This is a genomic window from Pseudoalteromonas sp. 11L1 (genome assembly GCF_055397545.1).
Map to the genome: position 1 here is coordinate 2,270,680 of NZ_AP041141.1, position 18,971 is coordinate 2,289,650.

At 40.2% G+C, this 18,971-nt stretch carries 16 protein-coding genes; 8 read left to right on the top strand and 8 right to left on the bottom strand.

Annotated features, from left to right (window positions below; translation table 11 throughout):
• Nucleotides 1-4: 4 nt before the first annotated feature.
• Nucleotides 5-2,047 carry a methyl-accepting chemotaxis protein gene (locus ACZ5WS_RS10690; RefSeq protein WP_464708514.1) on the bottom strand — a complete coding sequence of 681 codons (2,043 nt, stop codon included), beginning with the start codon at nt 2,045-2,047 and terminating at the stop codon, nt 5-7.
• A 215-nt stretch (nt 2,048-2,262) separates the two neighbouring features.
• Here ACZ5WS_RS10690 and helD point away from each other — a divergent pair, with 215 nt between their 5' ends.
• Complete coding sequence (gene helD / locus ACZ5WS_RS10695) at nt 2,263-4,398, top strand: DNA helicase IV (RefSeq protein WP_464708517.1); 2,136 nt, start codon at nt 2,263-2,265, stop codon at nt 4,396-4,398.
• Between the two features lie 90 nt (nt 4,399-4,488).
• Here the strand turns inward: helD and ACZ5WS_RS10700 are convergent, their stop codons facing one another.
• Nucleotides 4,489-5,436 carry a sodium-dependent bicarbonate transport family permease gene (locus ACZ5WS_RS10700; protein WP_138607406.1) on the bottom strand — a complete coding sequence of 316 codons (948 nt, stop codon included), beginning with the start codon at nt 5,434-5,436 and terminating at the stop codon, nt 4,489-4,491.
• 120 nt (nt 5,437-5,556) lie between these two features.
• On the opposite strand from ACZ5WS_RS10700, the gene ACZ5WS_RS10705 reads away from it, so the two are divergent.
• Both ACZ5WS_RS10705 and ACZ5WS_RS10710 read left to right on the top strand, forming a co-directional pair.
• Nucleotides 5,557-6,501 carry a LysR family transcriptional regulator gene (locus ACZ5WS_RS10705; protein WP_055012601.1) on the top strand — a complete coding sequence of 315 codons (945 nt, stop codon included), beginning with the start codon at nt 5,557-5,559 and terminating at the stop codon, nt 6,499-6,501.
• 101 nt (nt 6,502-6,602) lie between these two features.
• Nucleotides 6,603-7,019: a hypothetical protein gene (locus ACZ5WS_RS10710; protein WP_075169115.1), complete on the top strand. Its 417-nt coding sequence runs from the start codon at nt 6,603-6,605 to the stop codon at nt 7,017-7,019.
• A gap of 582 nt (nt 7,020-7,601) precedes the next feature.
• Here the strand turns inward: ACZ5WS_RS10710 and ACZ5WS_RS10715 are convergent.
• Nucleotides 7,602-8,000, bottom strand: coding sequence for a hypothetical protein (locus tag ACZ5WS_RS10715; protein WP_198523286.1), 399 nt, complete (start codon nt 7,998-8,000; stop codon nt 7,602-7,604).
• A gap of 178 nt (nt 8,001-8,178) precedes the next feature.
• Between ACZ5WS_RS10715 and ACZ5WS_RS10720 the strand changes: the two genes are divergently transcribed.
• Both ACZ5WS_RS10720 and ACZ5WS_RS10725 read left to right on the top strand, forming a co-directional pair.
• Nucleotides 8,179-8,682, top strand: coding sequence for an Mpo1 family 2-hydroxy fatty acid dioxygenase (locus ACZ5WS_RS10720; protein ID WP_054201066.1), 504 nt, complete (start codon nt 8,179-8,181; stop codon nt 8,680-8,682).
• Nucleotides 8,683-8,707: 25 nt separating this feature from the next.
• A complete protein-coding gene (locus ACZ5WS_RS10725) occupies nt 8,708-9,499 on the top strand; it encodes an SDR family oxidoreductase (RefSeq protein ID WP_138608214.1) in 792 nt (263 codons plus the stop codon).
• A 63-nt stretch (nt 9,500-9,562) separates the two neighbouring features.
• On the opposite strand, the gene ACZ5WS_RS10730 is transcribed toward ACZ5WS_RS10725, so the two are convergent.
• From ACZ5WS_RS10730 to ACZ5WS_RS10745, 4 genes are all read right to left on the bottom strand, one after another.
• The gene (locus tag ACZ5WS_RS10730) at nt 9,563-9,943 is read right to left on the bottom strand and encodes a VOC family protein (RefSeq protein ID WP_178956185.1); all 381 of its coding nucleotides are present in this window, start codon (nt 9,941-9,943) and stop codon (nt 9,563-9,565) included.
• 41 nt (nt 9,944-9,984) lie between these two features.
• A complete protein-coding gene (locus ACZ5WS_RS10735; RefSeq protein ID WP_178956184.1) occupies nt 9,985-10,392 on the bottom strand; it encodes a GFA family protein in 408 nt (135 codons plus the stop codon).
• A 430-nt stretch (nt 10,393-10,822) separates the two neighbouring features.
• Nucleotides 10,823-11,002, bottom strand: coding sequence for a DUF6435 family protein (locus ACZ5WS_RS10740; RefSeq protein ID WP_010390276.1), 180 nt, complete (start codon nt 11,000-11,002; stop codon nt 10,823-10,825).
• 93 nt (nt 11,003-11,095) lie between these two features.
• The gene (locus ACZ5WS_RS10745) at nt 11,096-12,256 is read right to left on the bottom strand and encodes a PQQ-dependent sugar dehydrogenase (protein WP_464708537.1); all 1,161 of its coding nucleotides are present in this window, start codon (nt 12,254-12,256) and stop codon (nt 11,096-11,098) included.
• A 294-nt stretch (nt 12,257-12,550) separates the two neighbouring features.
• Here ACZ5WS_RS10745 and ACZ5WS_RS10750 point away from each other — a divergent pair, with 294 nt between their 5' ends.
• From ACZ5WS_RS10750 to ACZ5WS_RS10760, 3 genes are all read left to right on the top strand, one after another.
• A complete protein-coding gene (locus tag ACZ5WS_RS10750) occupies nt 12,551-13,594 on the top strand; it encodes a flavin reductase family protein (RefSeq protein ID WP_464708542.1) in 1,044 nt (347 codons plus the stop codon).
• The gene (locus tag ACZ5WS_RS10755) at nt 13,591-14,643 is read left to right on the top strand and encodes a fatty acid desaturase family protein (protein WP_464708546.1); all 1,053 of its coding nucleotides are present in this window, start codon (nt 13,591-13,593) and stop codon (nt 14,641-14,643) included. Before ACZ5WS_RS10750 ends, ACZ5WS_RS10755 begins: the two co-directional genes overlap by 4 nt.
• Before the next feature lie 231 nt (nt 14,644-14,874).
• Nucleotides 14,875-15,870, top strand: a complete 996-nt coding sequence (locus tag ACZ5WS_RS10760; RefSeq protein WP_008463981.1) for a branched-chain amino acid aminotransferase — start codon at nt 14,875-14,877, stop codon at nt 15,868-15,870.
• Nucleotides 15,871-16,245: 375 nt separating this feature from the next.
• Here the strand turns inward: ACZ5WS_RS10760 and ACZ5WS_RS10765 are convergent, their stop codons facing one another.
• Nucleotides 16,246-18,801, bottom strand: coding sequence for a TonB-dependent receptor plug domain-containing protein (locus tag ACZ5WS_RS10765; protein WP_464708551.1), 2,556 nt, complete (start codon nt 18,799-18,801; stop codon nt 16,246-16,248).
• Nucleotides 18,802-18,971: the final 170 nt, after the last annotated feature.

Sequence of the window (18,971 nt, forward strand, 5' to 3'; positions counted from 1 at the left end):
TTGCTCATACTTTAAAGCTTTCCACTTGCGATTTCATTTGCTCATATAAGGCCGATACATTTTTAGATTGTTGCGTGGTTTGCGTGGAAATTTGTTTCATTTGTGCAGATTGCTCTTTTAATGACACTAAATTTCGATTTATTTCGTTAGCCACATGTGACTGCTCTTGTGTAGCTTGTGCGGTTTCAGTCGACATTTGCTGTACTTTTTCAAATGCGTGAGTCAGGCTATTAAAAATGGTAATTACTGAGTCAAAGTTGGTTAAAGTGGTATTGGCATTAGTTTGGCTATTTTTAATCGAATCAGACGACGCTTTAACGTTGTCATTTAAGCGTTGGATCATGGTATCAATTTCGTCTGTGCTTTGTTGAGTTCGTGTGGCAAGCGTTCTTACCTCATCAGCTACTACAGCAAATCCACGGCCTTGCTCGCCGGCTCTAGCGGCTTCAATCGCTGCATTTAAAGCTAATAAGTTTGTTTGCTCTGCAATATTACGTATCACTTCAAGAACAGAGGTTATATCTGTAGAGCTACTTTCTAGTTCAACCGAATTCGCTAATGCTGACTCAATATCGTTAGCTAAATCTTCAATCGCTTTGCCTGACACATCAATAGCTTGAACACCTTGCTTAACCTGCTCGCTAGATATATCGGCTTCCTGCGCAGTATTTTTTGCAAGACCTGCCATTTGTTGATTGGCCATGTCCATCTCATGGCCCGCACTAACTATTGACTCAGAGGCATTAGCAAGTTTTTGGGTTACTTCCATCGCGGTATCAGATACATCATTTAAATCACCCGTTACTGCACCAAGTTGGCTTGATTGCTGCTGAATATTTTTTATTATTGTTTGTAAATGGCTCAAGAAGTTATCAAATTCATTGCTTAAATCAGCTAATTCGTCGTGTGATGTAGTGTTAATACGCTGGGTTAAATCGCCATCGCCAGCGGCTATTTCTTTAATACGAAGGGTAATATTATTGATATTATCGGTTAGCTTTTTCGGAATGTAATAGCCCACACCTAAAGCGACAATAAAGGCAATAATAATCACAATAAAAACAATTTTTTCAAAAAGTTGAATGCTATGTTGTACGTCTTGTTTTACCGCTCTGGCATGTGTGCGTGCCTCTTCGCCCGCAACATCAAGTATATTTCTTAATTCGTTAAAGCTTTTATCAGCATTTGCTAAATTATTATCAATTAAAGCGACTTGCTTTGCAGGAGTTGAGTAAATCAAGGCTTTACTTTGCTCATACCATTGCTGATAAAGCTGATCGAAGTTGGCATATTTTTGTGTTAGCTGCGGCTCGTCAATTAAATAGCTACGATAACTATTAAAGCGACGTATAACTTGGGCTGCGTTTTCTTCAAATAATTTTTGATTTTGTTCTAAATCACCATGTTGGTTTACTATTTTTTGTTTTGCAAGCCGGGCTTGGTATATATCTCTATCGGCATTTAGTACCTCTGAAATGGCTTCTACATAACGCCCTAAGCGCTCAGCCCCCACTTTATCTTGCTGTTGTTCATTAGTATAAGCGCGCAGCTCTTCGCCTGCCTGATCCATCATTTCGCGTATTTTTATAAATTCAGGTTCAGATTTATTTAAATCACTTTGCATTTTACCTTGCGAGTGATTGGTATTAATGAGTGTTTTACTATGATTGACCCATTCATTATACAAAGGCATAAAGCTGGAAAATGAATCATGCTTTGCGAGTAACGCTTCTTCATCTTTTAAATAGATTAAGTATTTGTTAAAGCGATCCTTTACTTGCTCTGCGTTTTCTAAAAACTCTGTTTTATTCGTCTCACTATCGCCAGTTGCGCTGAGTAAATTTTCGAGTGCAATACGTGCTTGATATATGTCTCTGTCGGCATTGAGAATAACAGTAACAGCTTCAAAAAAGGTTTCTGTTTGCCTTTTCATAGCGTTGTCTTGTATGTAAGTAATCGAAGCTATGGCAACTAGCAAGCCTGCAAGGATCAGTGCTAAAAAAGCGATTGGTAAAATGACTTTAGTTCTAATTGAATTTATTCGCATGTTTCAATCCTTGTTATCTTACTGTATCTAGAGTAAATGTTAGTCATATAGTGGGACTTATGCCAAGCAGTTGGGTAAATTAATTGGGTGTTTTTTATACGCTGCAAGTCCGTATAACATTACTGTTATTTTTTATTGGTTTTATTATCCTTGTACGGCATATTCGCTTAAAATACGGCTAATTGGTTCATTTTTATAAAGGAATTCTGCTGTTAATGAATTCAATTCAGCCTAGTATATTTGGCCGTATCTTTACCCCGCATCGCTTTGCCGATATAAACCAACAAGGTTTAGTGATCAGCAATAAAACACAAATAACCTCATTGAGTTGGTGTGATTTAACGTCGCCCATTAGCTATGAGTATGGTGTGCTTGGGCAAACACTGCGCTTTAATACAGACTCTAAGCATTATCGTATTTGGATGAGAGCCTATGGCAGCAATAGGGCATTTAAAGCGCATACCGATATGCTATGGGTTAAAAGCAATATTGCAGTGCTCAACGAGATGTTAAGTAAAATAAACCACTTTGCTCACACTCAGTTTTTGCGCCAATCATATGTGACTGATATAAAAAAACAGGTAGATGAGCAATGTAAACGTTGGCTACCTTGGATAAAAAGCAGCGATGTTTTAACACCAGTAAGCACACAAATAAAATTGCTTGAACAATACAGCCAGTGGAGTGATGCACTCACTCGTTTTTTTCAGCATAAATATACCCAGTCTCAATTAGAGCGCTATAACGATTTTTTTAATTGTGTTGAAGCAAATCCACTCACAGAGCAACAACGCCGAGCTTGTATAATAGATGACGACAATAACTTAGTGCTAGCAGGGGCAGGAACAGGAAAAACCAGTGTGTTGGTGGCCAGAGCGGGCTACTTGGTTAACAGTGAACAAGCTAATTACAACGATATTTTATTACTCGCCTATGGTAAGCAAGCTGCTTGCGAAATGGATGAACGAATTAAACAAAAGCTGGGCACTGAGTCCATTAAAGCGGCCACGTTTCACAGCGTCGGCTTGACTATTATTAGCGAGGTTGAGGGCAAGCCACCTAAAATATCTAAACTTGCTGAAAACGAAAAAGCTAAAATAAAATGGGTTGAAGGATGTTTTGAATCGCTTGCCAATGCTAAACCACAATATGCTAAAGCACTGGTAAATTATATAAATAACACTCTTAATGACGTTAAAGGCGAGTTTAAATTTAGTGCTGCAAAGCCTAATCATATAGCGCTTTTAAAAGAGATAAAATCTGGCGGTCATTTAACCAAGTTAGCTACTTTATTTAGCCAATTAATCAGCGTGTATAAAACCGCAAATATAACACTTGAGAGCGATTCAAAACAGATACAGCAAGCCTGGAAATTATTAAAGCCGTTGTTAGCCAACTATAACCATTATTTACGCACGCAGGGCGAAATAGACTTCGACGATATGATTATTAAAGCCCTCGATTATGTAAACACTAAAAAGTTTACATCGCCTTGGCGTTATATCATGGTAGATGAATTTCAAGATATATCACCGCTGCGAGCTACACTTGTAAAAGCACTGCGCGATAGTAAGTCTAATAGTTCACTGTTTGCAGTAGGGGACGATTGGCAAGCTATTTACCGTTTTAGTGGTGCAGATATGCGACTTACTACCGAGTTTGCCGCACATTTTGGTTTTACAACACAAACTCTATTAGATAGGACCTTTCGCTTTAATAATAAAATTGGCGAGGTTGCCGCAGGTTTTATTATGAAAAACCCAGCGCAGTTAGCTAAAGACATTCACTCAGTTGCAAAGGTAACTAAGCCCGCCGTTAGCGTGCTAAAAACATTGAAAAGTGGCTCAGCTAAAAACACCAAAATAGCGGAGCTAAATAATGGCGCAATTAAGTATTTACTACAGGGGATTAAGGGTCATTCAGGCAAGCCTGTTACTGTGTATTTACTTGCACGGTTTCGATTTCAGTTACCTTCACAAGCCGATATAAGTGCTTTACAGCAAGAGTTTTCAGCATTGCATATTGAGTGTGATACGTTTCATGGCTCAAAAGGCAAAGAAGCCGATTATGTCATTATATTAGCAATGAATGGCGGAGCGTTTGGATTCCCGAGCACTAAGCCAATGCCTCAAATTTTAGAGGTATTATTACCCGCAAAAGATAATTTCGCACATAGTGAAGAGCGTCGCTTATTTTATGTAGCGCTTACTCGCGCTAAACATAAGGTCTACATAATAACTGATGATAACAACCCCAGCTGCTTTGTTGATGAACTTATAAACGAGCATAAAATCGAAGTATTTGAGTTAAAAAATAAAGCGGTCTTTAAAGGTGTTACAAAAACTGCTTGATACTGTTGCTCAAGTAAGCGTCAGAGTGTCAAATTATAGGGCTCATACGCATTAAAAAAGCCCACTTTGGGCTTTTTTAATGCGTTATATTCAACTTATGGCAACGGCAAGTTGATGATACAAACCAATCCCAACAATAACATTAAATGGAAAGGTGACACCTAACGAGCTAAGCATGGCAAGACCAATGTCCGCTTTGGGAATAGCGGCTTTTATAGCAGCAGGTGCGGCAATGTAAGAAGCACTCGCCACTAAGCTCCCCAGAATAACCACTGAACCTAATTCTAAATTTAGCAAGGTGCCAACCATAACGCCAATGGTGCCTAAAAATAACGGCGTAATAATGGCGAAGGCAGCCAGTTTCCATTGCTGCCAAGGAAAAGGGCGAAGCGTTTGTGCAGCAACCAAGCCCATTTCGAGTAAAAATAGCGCCAGCACTACTTTAAAGCTACTGGTAAGCAAACTCGTAACCTGGCTACCCTGTTGGGTGCCATACATCATACCGATAATTACACCGCCAACGAGCAAAATCACACTCTTATTGGTAAGCGTTTCGTGCCACAGTGCTTTTAACGATAAGTTGGTGTTTTCGCTGTGCGCTTTGTCGAGCTTACGATACAACAGTAAACCTACAATAATGGCGGGTAATTCAAGCATAACTAGGTACAAGGTAACTTCTGCGCCCACTTCTAATTTAGCCGATTCGGCATACGCTAATGCTACCGCAAATGTACCAGCACTAACCGAACCATAGTGGGCAGCAATGCTGGCGCTATTCGCTACGCTTAGCTTAACAACGTATTTTAAAATAGGGTATAAAGTGAGCGGAATAAGCCCACCAAGTAACATAACCGAGGCCATTTCTGGGAGTAATTGCCAACTTAAATTGCCATGCAGCACCATGCCACCTTTTAGACCTATGGTAAGCATGAGTAGTAAACTGAGAGTGTCATACGTCGCTTTGGGGATAGCTAAATCAGAGCGAAGGATACCCGCTGCTAATCCTAAAATAAAAAACATTACTACAATATCAGGCACGCTGTTATCCTCTTTATTACTAATTTAATTTGTTAAGCGGCGCTATTATAGGCAAATCTTTATATAGTAAATAATAAAATGAATGATAACATCCTATAGATAAAAACCTATGAGGTGCGTATGAATATAAGGCAACTTTCCTTCCGACTACTTGAAGTATTTATGAGTGTAGTAAAAACCGGCTCTATAAGCGAAACCGCTCGTGGACTTCATTTGACTCAGCCTACGGTTTCTTTACAAATTAAACGCTTACAAGAAGCGGTAGGTGAACCGTTAATAATTATGCAGCAACAAAAGTTGCAAATAACCGAAGCTGGTATGGCCTTATTTAGGACTTGCCAACAGGTTTTTGGTCATTTTGAAGATTACCAAGATTACTTAGCGGAGCTAAAAGGGGGGGAACGTGGACGATGTAAAATTGCTATGGTTAATACTGCCCAATATATTTTACCTAAGTTGTTAGGCCCATACAGTAATGAACATCCGCATGTAGAGCTACCACTTGAAATAGGTAATCGTTCAGCCGTTTTAGCACGCTTTGAACGCGGAGAAGACGATATTTATGTATTTAGTCACCCGCCATCTTTAGAGCATGCCCAGGCTGCTAGATTTCTACATAACCCTTTAGTGTTTATAGTGCCACTAAATCATCCATTAGCCGATAAAACCGCACTTAAACTGGCTGATTTAGTTCCGTATCGTTTTTTATTGCGTGAAACAGGCTCCGCCACTCGCATGTTATTTGAAAGCGAGCTGCAAAGTAGAGGGTTGGTATTAAGTGACAGTGTGCAAATGGCCAGTAATGAAGCCATTAGAGTGGCGGTAGCTTCAGGTATGGGGATTGCGGTGCTTTCTCAGCATGTGCTGCCTAAAGGTGATAATAGCTTTAAAGTGCTTAATGTTACCGACACCACTTTAGCTAGCCATTGGTATTTTGTGGTGCGTACAGACCGACATATATCACACGCTGCACGCAGCTTTTTAAAGTTTGCTGAGCAACACTTAGAGCTGTATTTAGATGAGAAGTGGGTGCGAAATGAGTTAAGAGGGCTTAATTTGAAATAAAAATAAGCCTTAGAGACAATCAAATATTAACTGGTATCAAAGTTGCTTAAGTTATTTCAGTTAAAGAATATAACGATTAAAGCAAAAATGGATTTGAGCCAATGACTTCAATAACCTTTAAAAATCAATATAGTAGTTACAATAATCCCGTTAACAAAGTGGCAAAAACGAGTGACGTTCTGCCAACATCTGCCGCTGCGGCAACAACCAGTACCGCTGAAAACCAAGCAACCCCTAATTTTATCGCTAAACCAGAAGACAAAAGCTTTTTAGAAAATGCCCAAGAGGCATTAATTTATCAACGTTTAGGTGTCGATAAAGAAACTATAGCTGAGTTAAAAGCAGCAATAGAAGCCTTGGCAGAAGAACTAGGAGAGGAAGGGGTTGATGTAGATGCCATAAAAGAGCAGATTGCTGAATTACAAAAAATGTTAGAGCAAGAATTCGAAAAAGGCACGGAGCGAATGGCAATGCAACCAACACATGAAAAAGGCAAGCTAGTAACCGCATTAGCTTAGATAACGGCATGTTGAAAGCTTATTTATTTCTGACTTTAAATAGATCTTAAGTGATTAACGCACAAAGAGGGTGAAGAGGCGCTGCGCTTTTAGAGAAGTGAACTACACCATAACTTTTTGTGGCTTCTCATTTACTCCTCATTCGCTTCTCTGTGTTCAAATAGGGTTTAGTGAATTATGCACAAAGAGGGCGAAGAGACGCTGCGCTTTTAGAGGAGTGTACTAGACCATAACTTTTTGTGGCTTCTCATTTACTCCTTATTCGCTTCTCTGTGTTCAAATAGGGTTTAGTGAATTATGCACAAAGAGGGCAAAGAGCCGCTGCGCTTTTAGAGGAGTGTACTAGACCATAACTTTTTGTGGCTTCTCATTTACTCCTCATTCGCTTCTCTGTGTTCAAATAGGGTTTAGTGAATTATGCACAAAGAGGGCAAAGAGCCGCTGCGCTTTTAGAGGAGTGATCTAAACAATAACTTTTTATGGCTTCTCATTTAGTCCTCATTCGTTTCTCTGTGTTCAAATAGGGTTTATTGAATTATGCACAAAGAAGGCGAAGAGACGCTGCGCTTTTAGAGGAGTGATCTAAACCATAACTTTCATCTGTAACCAAAAAACCAAGCAGGGGCTTATAAAAAGCAATAGCATGCCCACACTCAGTAAGTTACCTCTAAAAAGGTTAAAATCATCAAGTATTTTGTGCCACTTATACTTAAATAAATATCTGCCCACAACAATATCTAAACTAAGCATTATTGTTAGCCAAACAAAACCCACATTTAAACAATCTAAGTACGAAATAGGGTTAACCCATGGCAAGGTCAGCCAAGTAATGGCATAAATAATCGCAGTGCCCAAAAGTAAGCTGAGTGTTTTAGCGCGTTTTAGAGCGTAAAATCGATGTAAAATCCTTACTCTAATATTGCCATTAATTATCTCAGCTAAAGCGAGTAATAGGCCAACGGCGAGTGTTTTTAAAAGCATGTAAACCTCCTGGTGCTGATCATGTTAATTATTAACGATGACCTTACCTAATTTATAGCTATAACGGATAAGGTGCTGCCCACCATTTTTACAGATTAACTATCGTTATCAGTTGTTATTATGTGTCATTTTTTATAAGGTGAACTTTGCTTATAAAAATAACAATAGGAACGTCGTCATGAAAACCCTTGAACAACAGCTCGGCCAGTATGGTTTGTACCATCGCTCTAAACGAAATGTATTAACCCATTTTTTTGGTATTCCACTCATTGTGTTTGCCGCTTTATGCTTACTCGCCCGAATTGAAATTCCTATTGCTAATTTTAGCATTGATGGCGCGCAAATTTTTGTATTAGCCTCTGTGGTTTACTATTTTATGTTGAGCTTTTCGCTTGGTTTAATCATGGGAATTATTTTCACTTTATTACTGGTAGCTGCCCAGCCAATTGCCGCAATGGCATTAATACCTTGGTTGGTAATTGGAGTTGGGGTGTTCGTGTTTGGCTGGATATTACAGTTTATTGGTCATTATTTTGAAGGTAAAAAGCCCGCTTTTGTTGATGATTTAGTAGGCTTAATTATTGGCCCTTTGTATGTCACTGTTGAGCTGTTGTTTTTGATGGGCTTTTATAAAAATTTAGAACAGCAAGTGAATGAAATAGCGGGCCCAACTAAAGCATAATCAGTTAATAAATATAAGGTAAACCATGGATTATAATAATAAAACAGTGTGGATCACCGGCGCATCATCAGGTATTGGTGAAGAACTTGCAAAACAATTTGCAGAGCAAGGTGCAAAGGTTATTTTATCAGCGCGAAATATCGATAAACTCAACCAAGTAAAAGACGAGTTAAAAGGCGAGGGGCACCGTGTTATCCCGCTTGATTTATCAAAGCCCGAAATGGTACTGCAGGATGTATCGGAGAAAATAGATAGCTTAGGCCCCATTGATATTTTAATTAATAACGGTGGCGTATCGCAGCGTAGTTTATTTTTAGAAAACGACTTTAAAGTGTATCGCCAACTTATGGAAGTAAACTACTTTGGCTTAATTGCACTCACTAAAGCGGTATTACCTTCAATGGTAGCGCGTAAAAGCGGTTCAGTAGTGGCTATTAGTAGCGTGGCAGGCAAAGTAGGCTCAAAGTTTAGAACCGGATACTCAGGCAGTAAATACGCTGTGGTAGGCTTTATGGATTGCTTACGCGCCGAAGTGGCGCAGCACAATATACATTGTTTAACTATTTGCCCTGGCTCAATTAAAACGGCGATTGCCCATAACTCATTAAACGAGCAAGGGGAGGCGCAAAACAAACCCGAACCTTCGATAGAAAATGGTATGAACGTAAATGTAGCCGCATCAAAAATGCTCACCGCAATCTACAATAAAAAAGACGAAGTTGTAATAGGCCAAGGGTTAAGTGGTTGGGCACCGTTTATAAAACGGTTTTTCCCAGGATTATTTAATCGCTTAACCGCTAAGGTGGAATATAAATAACTAAGTACAGTACTTAAACGCCAGCATTTAGCTGTTTAGCGCAATGCTGGTTCGTGCTTAGCTTTATGGCTGTTTTTGTACCTTCCAAGGTGGGTTTAATCGATTTTCTCCAGCTTTATAGAGTTTAATTTTATTTCCTGAAGGGTCTTTTAAAACCGCTTCCTTCCATAGATATCTTTGCTCTGTGGGTTGCTGTTCGAATACGATCCCTTTTTTGATTAACTGCTGGCACAATTGTTCAAGGTCATCGTTCTCAAAATAAATTACAGAATGATTTTCAAAAAATTCACTTTCTAAAGACAATGAAAATGTAGAATCACCTTCAGGGCAACTAAAACGTGCATAATGAGGTGTATCAACAATTTGGGTAAAGCCAAGTGTGCGATAAAAACTCACCGCTTCATTCATATCTTTGACTGGCAAAGTTACTTGATTCAGATTCATTCAAACTCCCACTTCAAAAAAATAGATAAATTTATATGGATTTACTCTCGCCCTGGCTCATGTCCCTCATAACGAGGAAGCTGAGCATCTAAGTCTTCCCAATTAGCTTTTGAGGTGATGAAATTATGCGATATGGGTCGCTCTGTTATATCGCAGGTCAACGCGCCTAATCGAAGGCGATATCTTTGAGGAGATTGAGCGTTAGCACTATAAATTGGAGCACCGCAGGTTTTACAAAAGTACTTACGTTTACCTTCACTACTTTGGTAAAAAGTAAGTGTGCCGTTGTAGTCAGTTAATGTCAGATCGCTGACATTAATAAATCCATTAGTAGCAAAAGCACTGCCACTGGCCTTACGACAAAGCGAACAATGACAATGAATAATATCAGTAACTTTACCATTAATTGAAAAGTTGATTGAGCCGCATAAACAACTACCTGTGTACATCTGTATTCCTTGATTTAATTATAATTTTTTCATTATATTGCATTTTTTCCAGTAAATTTTTGATGCTTTATGGCTTAATTACACACTTTACTAAAAATGCTTTCCTCGCACTCACAAAATCATCAGCGCTTTAATATTCTGCTACTTAAAACAATGCATCAACTCTTTTGGAGTAGATTAATAATTCCACTAATTAACGTTAATGTAAATAATTGTTTATGCGAGTTTTTAGGTGGGTTATGAGCATAAGTAAGAGAAGGCAATAATGCTATGAGTATAATGAGCTGTGCTCAATTAAAAGCTGGTTACGATAGAGGTTAAGCTAGGGAATTATCTGGTTGGGCTTAAGTGAATTTAAAAAAGGATGTTTGTAAGTATTAAAACCCCGCGTTTTTAACGCGGGATTGGTTTGAATTGGTAGGCTATATTTTTACTTGGCCTTTTTGGCTTCGAGTGCTTCTATTTCATTCCAGATTTTTTCAGCCTCGTCAGTTAACATCGCATAGCTTTTAATATCGCCTTTTCTTTGTGCTTGCATGCCTTGCTCTAATTTTGCATCGTACTCTTTACGCAATTTTTTGATTGGATCTGGCTTTAAAAATGAAAACATCAACACCCTCGTTGTTTATTAGCTAATTACAGTAACAGTACGCAGTTAAGCTGCAAAAAGTTTGCTGTTACTGTAATTAGATGTATTAAATGACTACTTAGGATCTAGTCGCACAATGCCTTGGCCATCTAATCCAAGGTAAATAGTACCATCATCACCTTGGGCTAGGCTGCGAATACGGCCAATACCTTCAAGTAATTTACTTTGTTTAACGACCTTGCCACCTGCTATTTCTAATACGCTAACAAAGGCGTATTTCATTGAAGCGAGTAAAAATTTACCTTTAAGTTCAGGGTATTTATCACCTTTTACTAGCAACATGTCTGAAGGAGCGATAGACGGTGTCCACTGTAATATGGGCGCTTGCATGCCCGGTTTTTCTGTTAAATCGGTAAACGAGGTGCCGCTGTAGTTAATACCGTAACTCACCACGGGCCAGCCGTAGTTAGTTTTAGGTTTAATCATATTAAGCTCATCGCCACCACGGGGGCCGTGTTCGTGTGCCCAAAATACACTATTGTCACCATCGAACCACATACCTTGTGGGTTACGATGCCCATAAGACCAAACCGCTGGTTTTGCACCTTTTTGGTTTACGAAGGGGTTGTCGGATGGAATTTTACCATCGTCGTGTAAACGATAAATTTTACCGCCATCACGGCCTAAATCTTGTGGGTTAATATCTCGCGAGCCGCGATCGCCAATCGAAAAATACACATAGTTTTGGTTATCAAACACAATACGGCTGCCGTAATGCTGACCTTTTTTAGAGTTATGCTCACCTTTGTATAATTGTTGTGACTCAAGTAGTTGGCTGTGATCGTTTTTTAGCTTTGCACGCATAAGTGCGGTGTTACTACCTGCGCCATCGCCTTCACTGCTTGAATAAGTAATATATAGCCATTGATTATTAGCAAAATCAGGGTGTAGCTCTAAATCAAGAAGCCCGCCTTGGCCGTTGGCATCTATTTTTGGTAGCCCTGTGATTTTAGTTAAGCTGGTGGAGTTATTACGAAGTAAATAAAGGATGCCGCTGCGCTCGGTTATTAATAAGTCACCGTTTGGCAGAGCCTCAATAGCCCACGGAATTGAAATTCCTTGGGCAACAGTTACCGGTTTTACATTAAGCGCTAATTTATCCAGTTCTTTAAAATCAACTGCATAAGTACTGAGGCTGGTGAGCCCCGAAAGTGCAAATGCACAACTGATTTTGGCAAGTGTAGAAAATTTTTTACGCGTTGTTACTTTGTTCATAATGGCTTCCAAAATTAACTAAATTTTAACTACCTTAGCACGCTATTTATCATGGTGTTAAGTATTTGGGATAAGTACAAGTGCACGCAATTTAATCGTTCTCCATTGGGTACTTAAGCGTTGTTAACCTTAAAATACCGCTCTAGAAAAATTGAATAATTACTCTAATGGGGTTGAAATTTAAAAATTCGAGCGTACACTTGTGCGCTGAAGTTTAAGCTTACACGTGTATGCTCAAATATAAAACCCAGCAGAAACTAATGGGTAGTCGATTTAAATAGAGAATTTATAACCATGTTAACTCCGGTATTAGACCAATTTTCAAAATGGTTTTTACACCATCAAAGCTTTGCAGCTTATATTGAGCCAATAATGCAAGTGTTTAAACCTGGGTGGCGCGCTGACCTTTTTCGAACCAAGGTTGTTGATGTTCAAGCGCTAAGCGGGCGATTTTTAAGTATTTCACTTAAACCAAGTAAAAAGTGGCCTATACATATTGCTGGTCAACACATTAGCTTAACGGTGGAAGCTAATGGACGTTTGCTTACTCGAGTGTTTACTTTGGCATGCAGCCCCGCACAATTTAAGGCGACAGGTTTACTTCGTTTATTAGTAAAAACAGATCAGCAAGGTCATTTTACAAGCCAATTGCAAAATGCATTAGCGGTGCAGCCATGGTGTAATATTTCTTTACCAAGTGGCGACTTTGTATTTAAAAGCTGGCACAAACCCAGCACGTTTATTGCTGGTGGTTCGGGAATTACGCCTATGCTTGCAATGCTTGATCAGCAGCTAAGTAATACTGAGCATCAGATAAAATTAATTTACTTTTCAAAAGCAGGTGAGCATCAATGCACTAATGAGTTAAAAATGCTGACACAGCAATATAATCATTTTTCTTACGTACTGCTTACACGGGATCGAAGCCCATATTTAACTACTCATATAAATACGGACGATAATCCTGATATATATTGCTGTGGTCCTGCTGGCTTTATGCAAGAAGTTGCAGATTTTACTCGTCTACTTAATTTAACCTATTACCAAGAATCGTTTGGTCTATCCATGCCTAAATTGACTGACGACAATCATTTTTCAGTAATAATAAATAAAGACACGCATGTAGTGACTAGTAATGAGGTGCTATTAAACCAGTTTGAAGCAAAAAAACTCCCTGTGCAGCGTGGTTGCGGCATTGGTATTTGCCATCAATGCCAGTGCATTAAAAAGTCGGGAGTGGTGCGTAATTTAAAAACTAATCAATTATCAGATACTGGCGAGCAGTTAATTCAACTGTGTGTGAGCCAAGCCGTTAGCGATTTGGAGTTACAGCTATGACAACTATAAATTATCAACAGTTAGCCGATGATTTAGATGAAATTAAAATGTCGACATTAGCTACAGTTGGGCAAAAGGATGCAAACTATATTCGTTCTATTGTGCGTAAGCAGCGGTTTTGCGAAATAGGCGGACGGATTTTATTGATGCTTGGTTTTGTACAGCCATTATTGTGGGTAGCGGGTGTTTTATTACTTGGTTTGGCTAAAATTCTCGACAACATGGAAATTGGCCACAACGTAATGCATGGTCAATACGATTGGATGAACGACAAACAACTTAACTCTAAAAGCTACGAGTGGGATATAGCCTGCGATGGCCAAAGCTGGAACCGCGTTCATAACTTTGAACATCATACTTACACTAACATTATCGGAAAAGATCGTGACTTTGGTTATGGCTTATTAAGGTTGAGCAATGACTTTAAATGGCGGCTAAAAAATACATGGCAGTTTATTACCTATTTAAATTTAAGCGTGCTGTTTCAGTGGGGCGTGTCGTATCATGAGCTCGCAGGCGAGCGAGTCTTTATAGGTAAAAAGAAACCAAACCGTAAAGGCGCTGTAGCGCATAGCACTTTAAAAAAGCGCTTTTTTAGTAAAGGGGCGCGCCAACTAATTAAAGACTATGTGTTATTTCCAGTTTTTGCGGGACCTCTGTTTTTATGGGTATTAAGCGGTAATTTTTTGGCAAACTTAATTCGTAACCTATGGACCTCAACCATTATTTTTTGTGGCCATTTTACCGAGCAAACCCATACCTTTTATGAGCAAGACTGCAAAAACGAAAACCAAGGGCAGTGGTATTATCGCCAAGCGCTGGGGTCGTCAAACATTAAAGGGGCACGTTGGTTTCATATTTTAACTGGGCATTTAAGCTTTCAAATAGAGCATCATTTATTTCCTGATATGCCATCGTCCCGTTATCAAGAAATTGCGCCTAAAGTGCAAGCCGCATTACAAAAGCAGGGGATTGCTTATAATACTGGCGGATTTTTTCAGCAATACACCTCAGTGTTAAAGCGTATATTACGTTATTCATTTAAATAGAGGTTAATAAAATAGCCGCTACTATTATGTATGCATTAAATAATCAGCTAACTATAAAATGTTAGCTGATTATTGCATTAAAGAGTTAGCAAGCGCTTTATTGATTAAATAATCATCAGTACATGCAAAGAATTCTTCTAATTAATTTAAAAACAGCTCGTTTTGCTATGGTTAAATAGTAGCTGGTTGTCATACAATGGAGAAAAATAGACCACACAAGAGAGAATAAAAATGGCAGCATTTGGTACTGTGTTTATGCCGCAGATGATTCAAGCTAAGTTTTCTGACAATCAGTGGGGCGAAAGCTCAATTGTTCCTTGCGATAAGCTTGAGTTGCATGCAGGTGCGCACGTTCTTCATTATTCAAGTACATGTTTTGAAGGGTTAAAAGCCTTTCGTCACGAAGATGGCTCGGTTAATATTTTTAGAATGGACGCTAATATTGCGCGCATGCAGCAAAGTTCTGAATTGTTGAGTTTACCTGCTGTTGATGGCGAGATGCTAAAAACAATGATCATCGATATTGTTCGTGAATACGCCGATGAAACGCCGCTTCCTCCTGGTTCTATGTATATTCGCCCAACCCACATTGGTACAGAAGCTGCCATTGGTAAAGCGGCGGCACCGTCAATGAGTTCGTTGCTTTACACGTTATTATCGCCAGTGGGTGATTATTTTTCAGGTGGTGCAACTGCGTTACGTGTTTTACTTGAAGAAGATGGTATGCGCTGTGCCCCGCACATGGGTATGATCAAAAGCGGTGGTAACTATGCCAGCGCACTTGGCCCAATTTCAGCAGCACGCACTAAATATAAAGCCGACCAAATTTTATTTTGCCCAGGCGGCGATGTACAAGAAACCGGTGCCGCAAACTTTATTTTAATTGATGGCAATGAAATCATTACAAAAGCACTCGACAGCACATTTTTACACGGTGTAACCCGTAATAGCATTTTAACCATAGCTAAAGATTTAGGTATGACGGTTAGCGAGCGCAACTTTACTGTCACTGAGCTTTTAGAGCGTGCAGCAAAACCAGGTACTGAGGCAGCACTTTCAGGCACTGCGGCAGTATTGACTCCAGTAGGTACGTTTATCCATAACGATAAAGAATACAAAGTAGGTAACGGTGAACCAGGGCCAACAACGGCACGCTTACGTCAAGCATTGAACGACATTCAATGGGGTAAGAGCGAAGATAAACACGGTTGGTTAACTAAAATCTAATCGGGTTCTAGGGTCTGTTGACCTTTGCGGATTAAAATTTGTTCAAACTAGGTGCGGTTTAATCGCGGCGCGAGGTTTGTAACCTAGTGGGCTAAGTAAAAACCGAGCAAAGCTTCCGCGTCCTGCTCACGCTCCTTACCTACATCCATGTAGGCAACAAAGAGTAAATCGTCCCTAGGCAGAACCCTTCGGGCAGTGCCTGTTTGGCATTGATGCTGCGTTATCGCCTATTTATGGGGAATAACCACACCACATAGGCTCTGCCTTGCCTAAATACCAAACAGACTGCTGCAAATTTAACCTTGAAAGATCAACAGACCCTAAGCTATTAAAAAGCCACACTATTTAGTGTGGCTTTTTGGTTTAAGCTACAGCTTAAAACTTCATTTCAATTTTGCCGTATACATAACGGCCATTAAAACCAAATGGTGAAAAGCCCGAGTACGAGAACAAGCGAGAGAAAGTGGTTATATCGCTCACCAGCTCACGAGTTGGATCTGGGTATACATCAAACACATTATTAGCGCCTAAGCTAAGAGTAAGGTTATTATTAAGTGCATAGGCAACATCTAAATCGGTGATCCATTTAGGTTCTAACACTTCGTTACGCTCTGGGTTTTCAGACGGGTCTTGTGTTTCACCGTAGCGAGTGCTGCGAAGTGTGGTACGCCATTCGTTAAGTGTCCATGTTGCGCTAAGGTTGTATTTATTGCGCGGTGTGCTCACTTCAAAACGACGTAGCTCGTTACCCGAGAACAAATTATCTTGCTCAACCCCAACATTTTGTAATTGTGCTGGTGGGTCAATAATATCGGTGACTTGGTTTTTACCGTAGTTGTAACCTAAGTTAAAAGCTACATCACCGTAGTTGTCGGTGATTAAATTATAAGAAGCCACGACGTCAACGCCACGGGTTTTGCTATCAATCGCGTTTAAGAAAAATCGACCTTGGTTAGCGCCGGTGCCCTCAAGTAAGCTTGCAACGCCTGCGCCCGATAAGTTATTTGATAACACAATACGGTCATCAATTAATATTTGGTAGTAATCAACAGATAAGCTGAAGTTGAAGTCGGTTGACCACGTAAAGCCTACCCCGTAGTTAGTAGCTTCTTCTGCGTCTAAACCTGGTGAACCCAATGCAACGGCAACATCGCTGCTTGGCGCAAAGGTACCTGTCTGTGTTGGTTCGCCATCCACAAATACAGTCGCTACCGAGGTAAAGTATTGCTGTTGTAGAGACGGAGCTCTAAACCCAGTTGATACAGAGCCACGCAGTGCTAAGTCTTCTGTAAGTGTATAGCGAGTGGCAATTTTACCATTAAGCGTGTCGCCAAAATCAGAGTAGTCTTCGTAACGGGCGGCTACGGCAACATTCCAGTTATCTGTAATAAAGGCTTCTAAGTCAACGTAAAGGCTAACATTGTGGCGGCTGTTATCACCCGCAGATTCAGGTGTGAACCCCGGGAACACTTGTGAACCTGCAGAGCCGAATGGGCCATTAACCGGATCGGTCACGGCACCACCTGGGCCAAAATTACCACGCGCATAAGAGGCTTCTTCACCTGCTTGAATTTCATACCCTTCGCGGCGATACTCAGCGCCCACTGCCACGTTAATTCCGCTGGCTAAAAAGTCAGCATCAATCTCACGGCTAAAATCAAGATTAATAGTCAGCTGATCGTAAGTTAGCGTGCCGGCATCAAAACTGGTTTGGCTACTTGGCCCATATGAAGTGTTTAAACTATTAATAACACCAAAGTTAAAGGCATCTTGGCCATATACAGCAGAAGCATCGTAGTTCCATTCATTAGCAAAGCCTTTCACACCTAAAGCCAATGAAAAGTCATCAATGTCTGAGGTGATCACCGGCAAAAAGCCATCAGGGTATATTTCTGTAACGTTACGGCTGTCTTGGGCGCGACGATAAAAACCACCGCCTTCGCCTTCACGTTTACTGTATGAGCCAAAAGAATAGAGCTCAGCATCGTTAGCTAGCTGATAACCTGCGTTGTAAAACAGCGCAAAGTCTTCAACAGTGCCGTTACCAAAGTTATGGTTGTAACGATCCCATGTGAATTCGCGTGGGTCGAGAGAGCCATCAGGTAAACGAGCGTAGTTTTCGCGTTGATCATAATCAGAGCGGTTGGTAGAGCTGCGATCGCGATATTCACTAGAAATACTCAAAAAGCCGTTATCGCCTAATTCAAACCCCATATTACCTTGCAGAGTTAAGGTTTGGCCGTCGGTAAGCGAGCGGTCGCTGCCCTCAGTAAAAGCTAAGTCACCATTTGCGTCCTCAGAGACCGATTGTAACTGCGCTACACCGTCCATATCGGTAATATTTGCACCATATACGGCACCCAAACTACCGCCATTGCTATTGCTTTTAAGGACGATATTAATCACCCCGGCAATAGCGTCTGAGCCATATTGAGCTGCGGCGCCGTCGCGTAATACTTCAATGCGTTCAATCGCGTTTGCAGGAATAGCGTTTAAATCAACTGATGACGAGCCACGACCCGTTGAGCCGTTTAAATTTAGTAGCGCGTTACTGTGGCGACGTTTACCATTTACGAGCACTAGGGTGTGATCAGGGGCTAAGCCACGCAGTTGAGCGGGGCGTACATGATCGCTGCCATCGGTAATTGATGGTTGGGGGAAATTAAAACTTGGTAATAACGTACTTAATAGTGCATTGGTTTCTGTTTGCCCCGAACTTTTTAAGGCATCATTACTAATAATATCAATAGGAACAGGGCTATCTTCAACTGTGCGGCCTAGTCGGCGAGAGCCAATTACACTAATTTGTTCAATGTTTTCTTGGATTTGTGTTTTTTGCTCAGCAGCGTTAGCCGTCCATGAGCCTACAAGTGCAGCGGCGATACTTAAAGTGATGGTCTTTTTTGCTGTAAATAGCGGTGTAATTTGCATAACTAATTTCCCTCATTCGATGCTCTTCAGGTGGTTTCAATATAGTGTTTGTTAGAATAATGAACTAATTGAAATTACTGTTGCCAAATTAGACTATTTTTATAATCGAGGTCAATTGAATTACATTCAATCTACAATTTATTTACAGCAAGTAAGGTGAGGTGTTTATA